Source organism: Gilliamella sp. X-60 (assembly GCF_057063585.1).
Genome location: NZ_JBXSQJ010000023.1, coordinates 21112 through 38271 on the forward strand (window position 1 = coordinate 21112; position 17160 = coordinate 38271).

The following is a 17160-nucleotide window of genomic DNA, read 5'->3' on the forward strand; positions in this document are numbered from 1 at the left end:
ACGGCTAATCTTCTAAGATGATTTTAAGTTGGTTTTTAAGTTGATGATACTCTGCATCACTTAAAAAATGGTAACGGGTATCTCTGATATAGCCGGCAATTTTTTTATATGTATTAAGATGCTCAGATACGGGATAGCAAGCAATATAATCATTAAAAGCAGCAACATCGGCAATGTCTGCAAACTGCTTTTTATCGAGGTTGTTTAAATAGCCTTTAAGGTCAAGGGTTTGGCAGTTTGGCGTATGTTCTTCTCGCCAGAATTGATTGTTTTTAAACTGGTAAGTTAACTTTGCATTCTTTTCATAATCATAATGATTATCTTTGACATCAATAAAATAACCTAGTTCATAATTGGCATTGATATGCACATAAAATAAATTATTAAGCACTAAAGATGAATAAAAGAACAAATGATCTTCATGCCCAGTTTTAGCTGACAAAATAAGCGCATCTAAATATTTTCCGTTTTCATCGAAGGCATTGAGTATGGTTAAATCCTCCATAATGCCTTCACCTTCACTATCAAAGGTAAAACTATAGAGTACAAATCGAATATTATTGATTTCAAAACGACCAATAGCGGTGAGATCTTTTAATGTAAAATAACGTCGTTCTTTATCTAGGGGATTATCATAATATTGATAATCATCATCATCAAAATGAAAAAATTTGCTATCTACAAATTTACCTTTAGGTAGCGAATGAGTATCAAACGGCATAGATAACACAGGTAAACTTTGGTAAAAATCATCAAAAGTGGCAAAATGCTCTCTATGTTTATATTGAGATGATGCAGTTTGAGTATTAGCGAACGTATAATTAGTATTAAACCAACTAAACAACAATATAGTTAATAACAATGGTATTTTTTTCATGGTTGTAGTTTTCCTTGTTATTTCCTTTTATCAGTGGGATATTGCACACTATTATTTCTTATTTTAATTTTGCATATTAAATCGATACTCTGTATAGAGTTATTAAAATCAATCACAATCAACATGCAACCTTTTTTTAGCACATTGCACACACTCAAACAAATAACCAACAAGCGCCCCGTCTTTCGATAAAGACGATTTTATCAATTCATCGGGATAGTCTTGGATGTCATCTAAGATTTCATCAAAATAGGGTTCAATATCTTTGGCACCAACATAACCAATAAAAGCACAAGGTTCATTACAATGTGATAACCAAACTTCTTGTTGCCATGATGAATAACTTGGGGTTTTTAATACTATTTCGTCTAACATTTCGGGCGGGACATCTTCTACACCATAATTATCATTGAATTGACCCTGATATTTTTCTGCAGCCGACCCATCGGCAATACACCATGGGCAGATATAATCAGGATCTTCAACACAATAAGGTACCAAATTATATTTTATTGTTCGTTTTTGATTACAAACGGAACAAATCCCCTCTTCATTAACAAAAATATCGAGTTGATATGCATTTGGATGATATTTAAACGTAGGCAGGCACATCTTAAATTCCTTCAATATTATAATAGTAATTATTATTATATAATTTAAGTGAGTTTGATACAAAATGATAAAATATTACAGCATGTTAATTAATGATTTTATCTAACTGATTATTGTGGAAACAGACGTTTAAACCGTATACTAAGGTTATTTATGAAAAATAGGATATTAGCAATTTACCATTGTTAGTTATTATTCATCAGGAATAGACAACGATTATCTTATGACGTTCCTCATAATCATAGTTTATCATTCTGGGTTGATGATTATGGCGGTGATGCAATCTATTTTTATAGAAAACAAAAAATGAAAAAAGTTAACAGGGAGTTATCTACCCTCAAAATATATATTCTGTAATTAACGTAAAACTTTATCATTTAACTGTTTCGATCATTTTTAACAAGTTAATGCTAAACATCTAATTTGAATTTATATATAATGTTGACCCAATAACTAAGATTTTAGATATTAACTTCGGAGCCCTCTCATGCAGCAGTTTCGTCCTATCCGCCGTGCTTTACTTAGTGTGTCCGATAAAACCGGTATTTTAGAGTTTGCCAAAGCCTTATCAGAACGAAATGTGGAACTTCTTTCAACAGGGGGGACGGCAAAATTGTTAATGGAAAACCAGATACCGGTAACGGAAGTTTCTGACTATACCGGATTTCCTGAAATGATGGATGGGCGAGTTAAAACGTTACATCCCAAAATTCATGGCGCCATTTTAGGGCGACGAGGGATTGATGATGACGTGATGCAACAACATCAAATTACGCCAATCGATATGGTGGTTGTCAATCTTTACCCATTTGCACAAACGGTTGCTAAAGCCAATTGCACGTTAGAAGACGCCGTTGAAAATATTGATATTGGTGGCCCAACGATGGTGCGATCTGCTGCCAAAAATCATAAAGATGTTACCATTGTGGTTGATTGTGATGATTATGCCAATATCATTAACATGATGGATGATAACCAAAATTCCCTTTCTTTTGAATATCGTTTTAACCTTGCTATAAAAGCCTTTGAACATACGGCTAAATATGACGGCATGATTGCCAACTATTTTGGGCAATTAGTCCCCCCTTATATGGGTGAAACCAATGAGCCATCGGGCGAGTTTCCTAGAACGTTAAATCTACAATTTATTAAAAAACAGAATATGCGTTACGGCGAAAACGCCCATCAACAAGCGGCTTTTTATGTTGAACAAGATGTCAAAGAAGCCTCGATTGCAACGGCAAAGCAACTGCAAGGTAAAGCGCTTTCTTATAATAATATTGCTGATACTGATGCTGCACTTGAATGCGTAAAATCATTTGACGAGCCCGCTTGTGTGATTGTAAAACATGCCAACCCTTGTGGTGTTGCCGTTAGCGATAACATTTTAAACGCTTATGAAAAAGCCTTTAAAACCGACCCCACTTCAGCTTTTGGTGGCATTATTGCGTTTAATAGAGCGTTAGATGCTAAAACTGCTCAAGCGATTGTTGATAAACAATTTGTTGAAGTGATTATTGCACCTTCAGTTAGTCAAGAAGCACTGATCATCATTCAAGCTAAAAAAAATGTGCGCGTGCTTGAATGTGGTGAGTGGTCAACATCAGCGTCAGTAAGTTTAGATTTTAAACGTGTCAATGGCGGTTTGTTAGTGCAAGATCGTGATTTAGGCATGATATCGCCAGATGCATTAACGGTAGTCACCAAACGTAAGCCAACCGACCAAGAACTTTCCGATGCGCTATTTTGTTGGAAAGTGGCTAAATTTGTTAAATCCAATGCCATTGTTTATGCAAAAGATAACATGACAATTGGTATTGGTGCAGGGCAAATGAGCCGAGTTTATTCCGCAAAAATAGCTGGCATTAAAGCGCAAGACGAAAATCTAGACGTTGCAGGTTCTGTTGTTGCATCAGATGCGTTCTTCCCATTTAGAGATGGGGTCGATGCCGCTGCCGCAGCAGGGGTGACTTGTGTAATTCAACCCGGTGGATCGATTCGCGATGACGAAGTGATCCAAGCGGCCAATGAACACAATATTGCAATGATATTTACGCATATGCGCCATTTTAGGCACTAATTTTAGACCTTAATAGGGCGACCTTGTTTATTATTAAAAAGACATCATTAAAGGATCTTTTATGAAAGTTTTAGTCATTGGTAATGGTGGGCGCGAACATGCACTTGCTTGGAAAACTGCACAATCACCATTGGTTTCTAAAGTCTTTGTTGCGCCAGGCAATGCCGGTACTTCCCTAGAGCCTAGCTTAGAAAATATCAACATCAAAGCTACCGACGTAAGTGGTCTGCTTAGTTTTGCTCAGCAAGAACAAATCGATTTAACTATAGTGGGACCCGAAGCCCCGTTAGTGATTGGCATTGTTGATAGTTTCCAAAAAGCGGGGTTAAAAATCTTTGGACCAACTAAAGCCGCTGCACAACTTGAAGGGTCAAAAGCCTTTACTAAAGACTTCTTAGCTCGCCACAAAATTCCCACCGCAGAATATCAAAACTTTACCGAAGTCGCTCCAGCCATTGCCTATATTCGTGAAAAGGGCGCCCCGATTGTGATTAAGGCTGATGGGCTAGCCGCTGGTAAAGGGGTAATTGTTGCTATGACAGTGAAAGAAGCCGAAGACGCTGTCCGTGATATGCTAGCTGGTAATGCCTTTGGTGATGCTGGTCACCGAGTAGTGATTGAAGAGTTTCTTGATGGCGAAGAAGCCAGCTTTATTGTCATGGTGGATGGCAAAAATGTCGAACCCATGGCAACAAGCCAAGATCATAAACGAGTTGGTGATGGTGATACAGGATTAAATACTGGTGGTATGGGGGCATATTCGCCAGCACCAGTGGTGAGTGATGCTGTTTTTAAACGAATAATGGATGAAATCATCTACCCGACGATCAATGGCATGGCGCAAGAAGGCAATGTTTATGTTGGCTTTTTATATGCGGGTGTAATGATTGATAAAGAAGGTAATCCAAAAGTTATTGAGTTTAATTGCCGATTTGGCGATCCCGAAACACAACCAATAATGATGCGAATGCAATCGGATCTAGTCAAACTCTGTTTGGCTGCGCTTGATGGCAAATTAGATACCGTAAAATCAAAATGGGATCCAAGACCTGCATTAGGAGTAGTCCTAGCAGCAGGCGGTTACCCAGGTGAGTATAATACCCAAGATGTGATCCTTGGACTACCGACAGAATCAACCGAAGATTGCAAAATTTTCCATGCGGGTACCAGTTTAGAAAAAGGTCGCATTTACACCAATGGCGGGCGTGTGCTATGCGTTACCGCATTAGGCAATACCATACTTGAAGCGCAACAGCGTACTTATGAGCAAATAAAAGATATTTATTGGCATGGCTGTTTTTATCGTAAAGACATTGGTTATCGTGCGATTGAGCGGGAACAAAACAAATAGCGGTGATTGGTTGTTTTTTGAAAAAACAACCAACTACTATCTAAAAATCAGTCAGAAAACGTATTGATTTATTTTTTTAAGAATTTTTTCAATTAAAACCTCTGCCAACCCTTTTTTTAACGATAATTTAAAATTAAATAAAATCAGTATATTAACAAATAGCTCAAAAAAAGGGTTTTCAAAGATGAAATTGTCGTTTATCTTTATACAGCAGGACTTATCGAATCTTAAGTTCTACTTTAACGCCGTATAGGCGGTTTAGAAAAAACCCGCAAATTGTCGGTACGGATCTATTACCTTTAACGCCGTATAGGCGGTTTAGAAATATTCGGCGGTGAACGAGCTACCGCCTTGATTCTTTAACGCGGTATACGCGGTAATTAAAATAAAATCATCAAGATAATTATAAAAACAAAATAACTTCCCAAAATAACTGGCTATGTTGTTTGTCTTATTCCGGTGTCAGAATATGACGCTAATATAGTGAGTTAGCACGCTAAACAAGGATGTTTGGTTAGGCTATGCTTTGCCGAGAGCCAAATTTGTTTGGAATAAATTCGAACATCTAAGCAAAGCGAAGATGGCCTCGAAGAGGCGAGTATCAGAATGATACGAGTAATTGCGCTGGGCAGTCAAAGGTCACATTCTACAGCCTTGTGAGGGGGTTTTTAGGAGATTTGGCCAAAAACGTTCTCATTATTTGGGATTTTGATTCTTATTGTTTTTTAAGTCTAGTATCGAATACTGACACAATCCTACTTTAAAATAGATTAACAACTCTTTGACGCTTGTTTATAAATTGAATCTTCATTTTAAGTTATAGCACTCTATGTTATGCTAGCGCTAATATTAGTCACAGGATATCCCTTATGATAAAAGATCCATTTTTTGATCGCGAAGCTGAGAAGTATGATTCCCCTATTGCTAGCCGTGAGCTTATTTTAGATTACCTTAAACAAGAAGCAAAACCGGCAAGTTTAGAAAAAATTGCCCAAGCTGTTGCTATTAAAGATGAAGAACAAAAAGTGGCGTTACATCGCCGCTTGCGGGCTATGGAGCGTGACGGGCAAGTTGTGTTTACGCGCCGTAAGTGTTATGCCTTACCTGAAAAATTCGATATGGTTAAAGGCAGTGTAATTGCGCATCGTGATGGATTTGGTTTCTTACGCGTTGAAGGGCGCCTTGAAGACTATTTTTTATCGCCAGAGCAAATGAAAAAAGTTTTACAAGGTGATGTGATCTTAGCGCAGCCAATGGGCACTAAATACCGTGGAAAAATGGAAGCTCGGGTTGTACGCATTTTAGAACCACGCAATAATCAAATTGTTGGGCGATATTTTGTTGAGCAAGGCGTTGGTTTTGTTGTGCCTGATGACAGCCGTTTAAACTTTGATATTTTAATTGCTGGCAAACCTGATCGCACGGTTCGTATGGGGACGGTGGTAGTGGTTGAGTTACAGCAACGTCCGGAACGTCGTCAAAAAGCCGTTGGCATCATAAAAGAAGTACTTGGTGAGATCATGGGGACTAATTTGGCGATTGATATTGCACTGCGAAACCACGAAATTCCTTATGAATTGCCACAAGCTGTTGAAAAAGAGATGAGCAAATTCACCGAACAAGTGCCAGAAAGTGCTAAAAAAGGTCGAAAAGATCTGCGTCAATTGCCTTTAGTCACTATTGATGGTGAAGATGCACGGGACTTTGATGATGCGGTTTATTGCCAAAAAAATCGTGGTGGGGGCTATCGTTTATGGGTGGCGATTGCCGATGTAAGTTATTATGTTAGGCCTGATAAGGCCTTAGATAAAGAAGCCTGCTTGCGTGGTACATCGGTTTACTTTCCATCACGAGTTGTACCAATGCTTCCCGAAGTATTATCTAATGGACTTTGTTCGTTAAATCCACAAGTTGATCGTTTATGTTTAGTTTGCGAAATGACTGTGTCGAACAAAGGGCGATTAACAGGATATGAGTTTTACGAAGCGGTGATGAATTCACATGCCAGATTAACCTATACTAAAGTAGCTAAAATTTTAGAGGGTGATAAAGCGCTACGTCAACATTACCAAGAATTAGTGCCACATCTTGAGAATCTATATGGATTATATAAAGTGCTTGATAATGCACGAATTGCACGCGGTGCGATAGGGTTTGAATCAGATGAGCCAAAATTTATTTTTAATGCTGATAAGCGTATCGAAAGTATTGAGCTTGCGCAACGTAATGTCGCACATAAAATTATTGAAGAGTGTATGATTTTAGCCAATGTTTCGGCTGCAAAATTAGTGATTGATGCGCAAGTGCCATCATTATTCCGCGTGCATGACCGGCCAGATGAAGATCGAATGAGCAATCTGCGCAGCGTATTAAGTGAACTTGGCTTATCGCTGGGTGGTGGCGCTAGTCCAAAACCGAAAGATATCGCCGAATTAATGACGGTGGTTGAAACGCGTCCCGATCATGATATGTTGCAAACGGTAATTTTACGCTCCATGAAGCAAGCCATTTATGATCCTGAAAATCGAGGGCATTTTGGTTTAGCGCTTGAGGAATATGCGCACTTTACCTCGCCAATTCGTCGTTACCCAGATTTGTTATTACATCGAGCGATTAAATGGATTTTAGCTGACCAACAGCATAAAACCAGTAAGACTGGCGGACATTGCTATACCACTAGCGAAATGCTCTATTTTGGTGAACATTGTTCAATGACCGAACGGCGTGCTGACGAAGCCGTGCGTGATGTGGTTGATTGGCTCAAATGTGATTATATGCAAGATCATGTTGGTGAAGTATTTAATGGTACGATTTCAAGCGTAGTTAATTTTGGTTTCTTTGTTCGATTAGACGATTTTTTCATTGATGGTTTAGTGCATGTTTCCTCGTTAGAAAACGACTATTATATTTATGATGCTTCGCACAATCGTTTAATTGGTGAAAATACACGTTTTACTTATCGTTTAGGCGATAAAGTGCAAGTAAAAGTGGATAATGTTAATCCAGAAGAACGTAAAATTGATTTTTCACTGGTTGGCAGTAATAATAAGCCAAAACGTCAAGGTAAAACAGCAAAAGAGAAGTCTAAACAAGCTCAAACCGATCAGCATGCTGATTTGCCGCTTAAGCGAAAACGCAAAAAATCAACTAGCGAAAGTAGTGCTAAGCCAAGTAACAAAAAGAAGGCTAAATCAAGTGCTAAACAAAACACGAAAGTTGAAGTGAAAGCAAAAAGTAAAAAACGTAGCAAATCGAAACCAAAATCAGTTAATAAAACAAAAGAGTAGCAAATAAATGAGTGAAACAGTTTATGGCCTGCACGCCATTGAAGCATTATTAGCGCGTTCGCCAGAAAGAATTATTGAAGTATTTATTATTAAAGGGCGTGAAGATAAACGCCTTATCGCCGTTGTGCGTCAATTAGAGCAACTTGGCTTGCCAGTCAAAATCGCTAATCGCCAATGGTTAGATGAAAAATCTAAAAATGGGGTACATCAAGGTATTTTAGCCATGGTTAAACCAAGTCGAGGTTATCAAGAAAATGATATTCCTTTACTTATGGAAGGGCAGCCAAACCCCGTTATCTTAATTTTAGATGGTGTGACCGATCCGCATAATTTAGGTGCTTGCATAAGAACCGCTGATGCCGCGGGTGTGGATTTTATTATAGTGCCAAAAGATCGCTCAGCACCCCTTAATTCCACCGCACAAAAAGTAGCGTGTGGTGCGGCTGAAAGTGTACCGGTGGTTAGAGTGACCAATTTGGCACGCACGATGCGAATGTTACAAGATGAATATCAAGTTTGGATTGTGGGGACTGCTGGCGAGGCAGATAGAACGCTTTATCAAACTGATTTTTATAAAACATCAACAGCGACTTCACTTGCATTGGTGATGGGTGCGGAAGGTGAAGGGATGCGCCGTTTAACAAAAGAACACTGTGATGAGTTAGTCAGCATCCCCATGGCTGGCATTGTGTCATCACTTAATGTGTCGGTAGCAACTGGTGTTTGTTTATTTGAAATTGTTCGGCAAAAATCAGCCATCAAAACCTAATCTCAATGGTCATAACCGTATTGATTATATCAATACGGTTATGCCTAATTCTATAAGTAATTTTGCTAGGCATGTCATAGAATTGACTAACATAATAACAGCATTCTCATTTTAGCTTGCTTATCTTTATTTGTAGGAATTACTCGCATTGTTTACAGTCATTTGAGAAACTACAGCAATAAATATACATAAAAAAACAAACTAACACGTTATCACCGACAAGCGATCTAGCGCTTATATCATAAAAAAGATAACCGCAACAGGTTGGACTAAACCTTTTATAGTCACCATCTAACTATTGATAACATGCTAGACAAAGCTTGATTGAAGCTATTCGCTCCTTAACCAATAAGAAAGAATGTTATAAAACCACCAATTACAGCATTGAATGTTTGTTGAATGTTGAAAAATTTATTGAATATAAAATACGAAAATAAGCTAGGTATTTACCCTATTGTTCACTTTTTAGATTATATTTTTGTAAAAAATATTCAGGATTCTATACCGTTTCGTGATTAATTGTGAATTTACAGTATCTATTTATTAAAACGTGTGATAACTATCGTATCAATCAAATATTCACAAAACCGCTTACCCTTAAATGCATGGGAAAGCTGAAAGCGATAGCGACTTTAATAAAAATGTGGTGTTCACTTTTAGGTTATATTTTTGTAAAAAATATTCAGGATTCTATACCGTTTCGTGATTAATTACGAATTTGCAGTATCTATTTATTAAAACGTGTGATAACCGTCAGATCAATCAAACACTCACCAAACCCGCCCGCCAACAAACGAATGCGAAAGCCGAAAAAGAGTCGCGCTTTAATGTTAATGTGGCATCATCAGCAAATATGCGAAGATTCAAAGAATAGAAAACAAAAGTTAAAGCGATTTTCGGTAAAATGTCTTATTTATATTCTTTCATCTATACTTAATTTATGAAGTCAATAGGCGAATAAGCTTATGCGAACAAGAACCATTGAGTTATTTAAAAAATTTATTTCTATCGACTATTCGATCACCGCCTAGATGTTGTCGGAAGAGTATCAAATTAGTGCGCGAACTATTCACAATGAACTCCAAGAAATTAATCAATCTTTAATTCAAAGGCAGTTTTCTTTAATTTCAACAGTGGGTAATAAAGGTGTTAGATTCAATAAGAATGTTTACGCTTATTGGTAATAATGAAACTCAAATATCACATAAGGGGTAGTAGCTAAAACATATATCAATATTGCTATAGCGTAATTATTGATCAAATCATAACAATTATTTAATCAAATTATTCACTGACAATTAATATTTATAATCTGTTTTTGTTTATTTACAAGCCATTTATCTTATTTATAATTTTGCTTATCTCTTTTTATATTTTATATAAAATAATCCAAACTTATTTAACACAATTGAATTAAGGAGTGACTCATGCCATTTGTCAATGCCTATGTCTCAGACGAAGATGCCAAAAAATATGATTTAGATAATTTATGGAATAAGTACAATCCTTGGTTCACTCAAATGCCGGAACTATTAAAGAGTTTTGACGTTCACCAACACGCTTGGTGTGTGGATAAGGAACAAGGGTATTGGTTATTTAACTGTGGTTGGGTGCTGAATTATGATAGTCCTTCGGGTCTCCCTGAACCAACTAATAAGCAGGTGTTTATCCTGCATGTTGATGGTCAGAATATTGATTTTATTCTGGAAGCTGGCCGTTGGAAACCTAGCGATTTGGAAGCGATTGGTTTGGAATATGCCAACTCATTTCCTGTAAAAATTGCTTGGGAAATTGTGTCAATGAACCCGAGTTGTTTATCTACTATGTCGAAGGCGGATCTGTTAACCATTTTAAAAAAGGCATTAGCTGTCTATAAATGTAGTGGATTTAGAGATGTAGAATCTAATAAGGAAGCACTGATTAGATGTAATTTTTAGTATTTTGTAAGCTAACAAGATAATCAATTTTATTTGTGATTCAGCTTATTATTTTTATATAAAACAATCCAAACTTATTTAACGCGATTGAATTAAGGAATAACTCATGCCATTTGTCAATGCCTATGTGTCGGACGAAGATGCCAAAAAATATGATTTAGATAATTTATGGAATAAGTACCGTCGCTTTGGTACCAAAATGCCTGAACTATTGAAGAAGTTTGATGTTCACCAACACGCTTGGTGTGTGGATAAAGAACGAGGGTATTGGTTATTTTACTGTGGTGATGTGCAAAATTATGATAGTCCTTCCGGTATCCCTGAACCAACTAGTAAGGAGGTACATATCCTGCATATTAATGGTCAAAATATTGAGTTTATTTTGGACTCTAGCGATTTGGATCCTAGTGAGTCAGTATCTGCCGACTTATATCCGATACAATTTGCTTGGGAAATTGTGTCAATGAATCCGAGTTGTTTACCTACTATGTCGAAGGTGGATTTATTAACCATTTTAAAAGAGGCGTTAACTGTCTATAAATGTAGTGGACTTAGAAATATGGAAGCTAATGATAAATCATTTTTTAAGTTTAATTTTTAGTATTTTGTAAGCTAACAAGATAATCAATTTTATTTGTAATTCAGCTTATTATTTTTATATAAAACAATCCGAACTTATTTAACGCGATTGAATTAAGGAATAACTCATGCCATTTGTCAATGCCTATGTCTCGGACGAAGATGCCCAAAAATATGATTTAGATAATTTATGGAATAAGTACAATATCTGGCCTAATCATAAAATGCCAAGCCTATTAAACAGTTTTGATGTTCATCAACACGCTTGGTGTGTGGATAAGGAACGAGGGTATTGGTTATTTAGCTGTGGTCGTGTGCATAATTATGATAGTCCTTCCGGTATCCCTGAACCAACAAGTAAGGAGGTATTTATCATGCATGTTGATGGTCAGAATATTGAATTTATTTTGGACTCTAGTGATTTGGATCCTAGTGAGTCAGTATCTACTGACCTATATCCGATACAATTTGCTTGGGAAATTGTGTCAATGAACCCCAGTAGTTTACCTACTATGTCGAAGGCGGATTTGTTAACCATTTTAAAAGAGGCATTAACTGTTTATAAATGTAGAGGAATTCGAAATTTGGAAACTAATAAGAAATCATTTTTTAAGTTTAATTTTTAGTATTTTCTAAGCTAATAAGATAATCAATTATTATACTGGAGGAATAGTCCAATATGGTGGGATTGACTCAACAAGAAGCGGAAAAACTATTATTTAAGGTCAAGGATGCCGATGGATTACGTGATTTAATACAACAATTAGATATAAAAACAGCCATTCTCTAAAATATTCTAAATTCAAATCGACTTATCCCCTTCAAAATATAAACATATCTTTCAATCGCATTTCAATATTGCGCAAAAATAATATTTTACTTAATCAAAGCCAAGGTTAATTGAAATCAGAAATAGTAGCTAAAGTTACAATAATGACTGTTTAAGATTAATTATTAAGCAAATTATCATAATTTAATCAATTTATCTCCTGATAATTAATACCTATAATCTGTTTTTGTTTATTTACAAACCAATTATCTTATTTATAATTTTGTTTATCTGCGTTTATATTTTATATAACACAGCCCAAATTTATTTAACACGATTGAACTAAGGAGTGACTTATGCCATTTGTCAATGCCTATGTCTCAGACGAAGATGCTAAAAAACATGATTTAGATAATTTATGGAATAAGTACAATATCTGGCCTAATCATAGAATGCCAAACCTATTAAACAGTTTTGACGTTCACCAACACGCTTGGTGTGTGGATAAAGCACGAGGATATTGGTTATTTAGTTGCGGTTATGTGCATAATTATGATAGTCCTTCGGGTATACCTGAACCAACTAGTAAGGAGGTATTTATCCTGCATATTAATGGCCAGAATATTGAGTTTATTTTGGACTCTAGCGATTTGGATCCTAGTGAGTCAGTATCTGCCGACTTATATCCGATACAATTTGCTTGGAACATTGTATCAATGACCCCGAGTAGTTTACCTACTATGTCGAAGGCGGATTTATTAACCATTTTAAAAGAGGCGTTAACTGTCTATAAATGTAGTGGACTTAGAGATATGGAAGCTAATGAGAAATCATTTTTTAAGTTTAATTTTTAGTATTTTGTAAGCTAACAACATAATCAATTATTATACCGGAGGAATAGGCCAATATGGTGGGATTGACTAAAGAAGGAGCGGAAAAACTATTATTTAAGGTCAAGGATGCCAATGGATTACGTGATTTAATACAACAATTAGATATAAATACCCATGGCAAAACAACCATTCTCTAAAATGTTCTAAATTCAACTCTATTTATTCCCTCTCAAATATAGACGTACGCTTCAATAGCATTCAAATATTGTACTAAAATAATATATTACTCAATCAAAGCCTAGGTTAATTAAAACCGAAAAATAGTAGCTAAAATATACATTAATATTGTTTGTGATCAATTATTAAGCAAATTATAATAATTATTTAATCAAATTATTCACTGATAATTAATACTTATAATCTATTTTTGTTTATTTACAAACCATTTATCTTCTTTATAATTTTGCTTATCTCTTTTTATATTTTATATAAAATAATCCGAATTTATTTAACGCGATTGAATTAAGGAATACCTCATGCCATTTGTCAATGCCTATGTCTCAGATGAAGATGCCCAAAAATATGATTTAGATAATTTATGGAATAAGTACAATCCTTGGTTCATTCATATGCCTGAAGTATTGAACAGTTTTGATGTTCACCAACACGCTTGGTGTGTGGATAAGGAACGAGGGTATTGGTTATTTTATTGTAATTATGCGCGGAATTATGAAGGTCCGTCTGATAGACCTGAACCAACGAGTAAGGAGGTATTTATCCTGCATGTGAATGGTCAGAATATTGAGTTTATTTTGGACTCTGGTGATTTGGATCCTAGTGAGTCAGTATCTACTGACTTATATCCGATACAATTTGCTTGGAACATTGTATCAATGACCCCGAGTTGTTTACCTACTATGTCGAAGGCGGATTTATTAACCATTTTAAAAGAGGCGTTAACTGTCTATAAATGTAGTGGGCTTAGAAATATGGAAGCTAATGATAAATCATTTTTTAAATTTAATTTTTAGTATTTTGTAAGCTAACAACATAATCAATTATTATACCGGAGGAATAGGCCAATATGGTGGGATTGACTAAAGAAGGAGCCGAAAACTATTATTTAAGATCAAGGATGCCGATGGATTACGTGATTTAATACAGCAATTAGATATAAATACCCATGGCAAAACAACCATTCTCTATTCGGGGATGTTAGATTCTGGAGTACATACATCACAGATTATCGACCAATTAAAAAATAACTCTTCTCTTCGCCTTATCGATAATACCGAGGCTTCTAAATTTTTATCTGATGCTTTGGTAAATGATTCACCTTTAAATAAGAAGTTAAAGCAGATATTTGGAACACATGGTAAGATTGATTTGTCTAGCCAAGCATATGAATTCCTTTTTGGCTCAAACAGTAATGGCACCCGTCAACCTAATGGCGCATGGGATGCTATTTCTAAACGCTTTGTTGATGGTGCAGTGGGTGATGTTCGTGTACTTGGTGGATTTGGAATGAACTCGGGGCGGGTTTTTGGTGCCACAGAATTGCCGGCATTATTAAATAATCCCAAAGTGACGTCAGTCAATGGTATTCCAACATCGGTATTAAAATCTATCGAACAAACCGAGGGAATTGGGCGTGCTTTTGAGCATATTAAAAATATTGCCGGTTTAGATGCAGCAGGAACTAAGTTAGCGCCAGATAATGTTAAATCTTGGTTAAAGCTTAATGAGCCTGACGGAAAGTTAAATAGTGAGTATATTAACAATCTTAAAGATGCTTATCATAATTTATCGCCAGAAATGCGAAAAAGTGTTAATCGAACTTCTAAATATCTAGCGTCAGCGGGTGAGAAAATTGCAAAACGTCTGCCTATTGTGGGTTATATTATGACGGGGATCGGGCTTGGCATTGCATCGGCAGAAGCTCAGGCTGCACTTGATAGAGGCGATGCTGATGAGGCAAGAGGAATCTTACTTGAGTTTGGTGTTAAAGAAATTAGTGGCAATATATTAGGGGCATTGGCTGGAACAGTAGCTGCTGTAGTTGCCGGTGCAGCCGGTGCGCCAGCTGCTGCCGTTATCGGTATCGGTTTAGGCGCAGCTGTTGTTGCAGGTTTGCTTTCTGATGCGATGGTAGATAAGTTTGCTGATCTATTCCGAGATAACGATGGAAATGGACTAATTGATCTTATGGATAAGTTAAATGGTCTACTTAATGGTGTTGGAAACGCTATTATGGGACCTATTTCATCATTATTTCCTTCTATTCCTGATGCTGCTAAAACAGCATTCTCTCCTATTATTATTGATCTTGATCGTGATGGTGTTGAGACAATTAGTAAAGATAAAAATATTCATTTTGATTTAAATGCTAACCAATTTGCCGAAAATACTGGATGGGTTGGTGCTGATGATGGATTGTTGGTGCTAGATTTAAATGATAATGGTGTCATTGATGATGGAAGAGAACTGTTTGGTGACAGCTCATTACTACAAAATGGCAAAACAGCTAAAAATGGGTACCAAGCATTAGCCCAATATGATGAAAATGGTGATGGTGTTATTGATGCTAAAGATAGTATCTGGCAAAAATTAAAAATATGGCAAGATAAAAACAGTAATGGTCTTACCGATGAAAATGAGCTACTTAGCTTAGAACAAGCGGGGATTTCCTCGATTAGTACAAAATATTCAACATCAAATTATGTGGATAGTAACGGAAATGCGCATCGCTTAACCGGTGAAATCACCTACACCGATGGAAAAAAAGGACAATCTACCGATGTTTGGTTTGCAACAAATCAAGCAAATACTATTTATACTGGTGAAAAACACTATATTGACGAGGTAAAAAAATATCCGTCTGTACGTGGATTTGGTAATCTTGTTAACTTATCTCTTGCTTTAAGTAAAAATTCGGAATTAAGAAATTTACTCGATAAATTTATTGCTAATCCTGTAACAACTGACATTCTACAGGTTATTGATGATATTATTTTTAGCTGGGCCAATGTGAATCAGGTCGATCCGAATAGTCGAGGTAATATAGACGCTAGAAAATTAACTGTATTAGAAATCATTACAGGGGAAAAATATACTAATATTTATTATGGTAATAAAACTCCTCCTGTAGGTACTGTTGCTACTAATTTATTAATGGCAGAATATAATAAATTCAAACATTATGTTATGGCCAACCTTTTATCACAAACCGAATTTAAAGATGCGTTTAAATTATTAAAAATAGATATTAATAATGGAAATGTTGTGATTAATTTTTCAGGATTAGAGAATCATCTTGATCAGATAACTGATCCGACAAAAAAACTTTTATTGAAAGAAGTTATTGATGGTTATTTGACATACAGTAGTTCTGATGAATATTATCGGTCAATTAAAAATAAATTGGGTGAAAATACATTAGCGGGTAATAATTTTTATGTATTTGGCTTATCGGGTCATGAGTCAATTTGTGATTCATCAGGAATGGATAAGCTATTATTTATGAATAACATTAAAGCTGAAGATGTTAGATTTTCACGCCAAGGGACTGATATAAAGATAACATTAATTGACGGAAAAAGTAGCATCACCTTTAAGAATATCTTTGACAATGCAACCTCTGCAACCGCTAGAATTAATGCTAGTAACGTTATTGAAGAGTTTGTATTTGCCGATGGCACAAAATTAACGTGGGATGAAGTGTTAAATAACCGCTTACAGATGTTCGGTACGGATAGTGACGATACCATTTTAGGGAATAAAGGCAATGATATCTTATCGGGCGGTAAAGGGAACGACTTTTTATCGGGCGGAGCAGGAAACGATACTTACCTGTTTAACTTGGGCGATGGTCACGACACGATAGATAATCGAGGCGAGTTAAAGAGCAATGGTTTCTGGAATTACAGAAAATCTGATGTTGATAAGATCCGTTTTGGTGATGGTATTCGTGCTGACATGTTAAGTTGCTCTAGAAGAAACAGCGATTTAGTTATCGCTATTGATAGTCAAAATTCAATTACCATAAAAAATTGGTTCTCAACGGGTC

General features: G+C 36.1%; 13 protein-coding genes. 11 read left to right on the forward strand and 2 right to left on the reverse strand.

The window, feature by feature from the left end; all coding sequences use genetic code 11:
• Positions 1–4: 4 nt before the first annotated feature.
• Positions 5–877: a hypothetical protein gene (locus ACYIAM_RS11000; protein WP_174797641.1), complete on the reverse strand. Its 873-nt coding sequence runs from the start codon at positions 875–877 to the stop codon at positions 5–7.
• 108 nt (positions 878–985) lie between these two features.
• Positions 986–1489: a CbrC family protein gene (locus tag ACYIAM_RS11005; RefSeq protein WP_174797642.1), complete on the reverse strand. Its 504-nt coding sequence runs from the start codon at positions 1487–1489 to the stop codon at positions 986–988.
• Between the two features lie 487 nt (positions 1490–1976).
• On the opposite strand from ACYIAM_RS11005, the gene purH reads away from it, so the two are divergent.
• From purH to ACYIAM_RS11060, 11 genes are all read left to right on the forward strand, one after another.
• Positions 1977–3569, forward strand: coding sequence for a bifunctional phosphoribosylaminoimidazolecarboxamide formyltransferase/IMP cyclohydrolase (gene purH, locus ACYIAM_RS11010; protein WP_483748287.1), 1593 nt, complete (start codon positions 1977–1979; stop codon positions 3567–3569).
• Between the two features lie 61 nt (positions 3570–3630).
• Entirely contained in the window at positions 3631–4920 is a 1290-nt protein-coding gene (purD, locus tag ACYIAM_RS11015; protein ID WP_483748288.1) for a phosphoribosylamine--glycine ligase, read from the forward strand.
• A gap of 869 nt (positions 4921–5789) precedes the next feature.
• Complete coding sequence (rnr, locus tag ACYIAM_RS11020; RefSeq protein WP_483748289.1) at positions 5790–8207, forward strand: ribonuclease R; 2418 nt, start codon at positions 5790–5792, stop codon at positions 8205–8207.
• 7 nt (positions 8208–8214) lie between these two features.
• The gene (rlmB, locus tag ACYIAM_RS11025) at positions 8215–8976 is read left to right on the forward strand and encodes a 23S rRNA (guanosine(2251)-2'-O)-methyltransferase RlmB (protein ID WP_065638089.1); all 762 of its coding nucleotides are present in this window, start codon (positions 8215–8217) and stop codon (positions 8974–8976) included.
• A 1427-nt stretch (positions 8977–10403) separates the two neighbouring features.
• Positions 10404–10913, forward strand: coding sequence for a hypothetical protein (locus ACYIAM_RS11030; RefSeq protein ID WP_483748290.1), 510 nt, complete (start codon positions 10404–10406; stop codon positions 10911–10913).
• Between the two features lie 106 nt (positions 10914–11019).
• Positions 11020–11514: a hypothetical protein gene (locus ACYIAM_RS11035; RefSeq protein ID WP_483748291.1), complete on the forward strand. Its 495-nt coding sequence runs from the start codon at positions 11020–11022 to the stop codon at positions 11512–11514.
• 106 nt (positions 11515–11620) lie between these two features.
• Positions 11621–12118 (forward strand): hypothetical protein, encoded by a 498-nt coding sequence (locus tag ACYIAM_RS11040; protein WP_483748292.1) that lies wholly within the window; start codon positions 11621–11623, stop codon positions 12116–12118.
• A 499-nt stretch (positions 12119–12617) separates the two neighbouring features.
• Positions 12618–13115, forward strand: a complete 498-nt coding sequence (locus ACYIAM_RS11045) for a hypothetical protein (RefSeq protein WP_483748293.1) — start codon at positions 12618–12620, stop codon at positions 13113–13115.
• Positions 13116–13168: 53 nt separating this feature from the next.
• Positions 13169–13291 carry a hypothetical protein gene (locus tag ACYIAM_RS11050; RefSeq protein WP_483748294.1) on the forward strand — a complete coding sequence of 41 codons (123 nt, stop codon included), beginning with the start codon at positions 13169–13171 and terminating at the stop codon, positions 13289–13291.
• 339 nt (positions 13292–13630) lie between these two features.
• On the forward strand, positions 13631–14125 hold the full coding sequence (locus ACYIAM_RS11055) for a hypothetical protein (RefSeq protein ID WP_483748295.1): 495 nt from the start codon (positions 13631–13633) through the stop codon (positions 14123–14125).
• Between the two features lie 181 nt (positions 14126–14306).
• A partial coding sequence (locus tag ACYIAM_RS11060; RefSeq protein ID WP_483748296.1) for a calcium-binding protein occupies positions 14307–17160 on the forward strand: 2854 nt, incomplete at its 3' end.

Coding starts and splice junctions, on each gene's coding strand:
- purH (WP_483748287.1), top strand. CDS start 1,977: ATGCAGCAGTTTCGTCCTATCCGCCGTGCTTTACTTAGTGTGTCCGAT.
- rnr (WP_483748289.1), top strand. CDS start 5,790: ATGATAAAAGATCCATTTTTTGATCGCGAAGCTGAGAAGTATGATTCC.
- ACYIAM_RS11035 (WP_483748291.1), top strand. CDS start 11,020: ATGCCATTTGTCAATGCCTATGTGTCGGACGAAGATGCCAAAAAATAT.
- ACYIAM_RS11055 (WP_483748295.1), top strand. CDS start 13,631: ATGCCATTTGTCAATGCCTATGTCTCAGATGAAGATGCCCAAAAATAT.
- ACYIAM_RS11050 (WP_483748294.1), top strand. CDS start 13,169: ATGGTGGGATTGACTAAAGAAGGAGCGGAAAAACTATTATTTAAGGTC.
- ACYIAM_RS11045 (WP_483748293.1), top strand. CDS start 12,618: ATGCCATTTGTCAATGCCTATGTCTCAGACGAAGATGCTAAAAAACAT.
- purD (WP_483748288.1), top strand. CDS start 3,631: ATGAAAGTTTTAGTCATTGGTAATGGTGGGCGCGAACATGCACTTGCT.
- ACYIAM_RS11040 (WP_483748292.1), top strand. CDS start 11,621: ATGCCATTTGTCAATGCCTATGTCTCGGACGAAGATGCCCAAAAATAT.
- rlmB (WP_065638089.1), top strand. CDS start 8,215: ATGAGTGAAACAGTTTATGGCCTGCACGCCATTGAAGCATTATTAGCG.
- ACYIAM_RS11005 (WP_174797642.1), bottom strand. CDS start 1,489: ATGTGCCTGCCTACGTTTAAATATCATCCAAATGCATATCAACTCGAT.
- ACYIAM_RS11030 (WP_483748290.1), top strand. CDS start 10,404: ATGCCATTTGTCAATGCCTATGTCTCAGACGAAGATGCCAAAAAATAT.
- ACYIAM_RS11000 (WP_174797641.1), bottom strand. CDS start 877: ATGAAAAAAATACCATTGTTATTAACTATATTGTTGTTTAGTTGGTTT.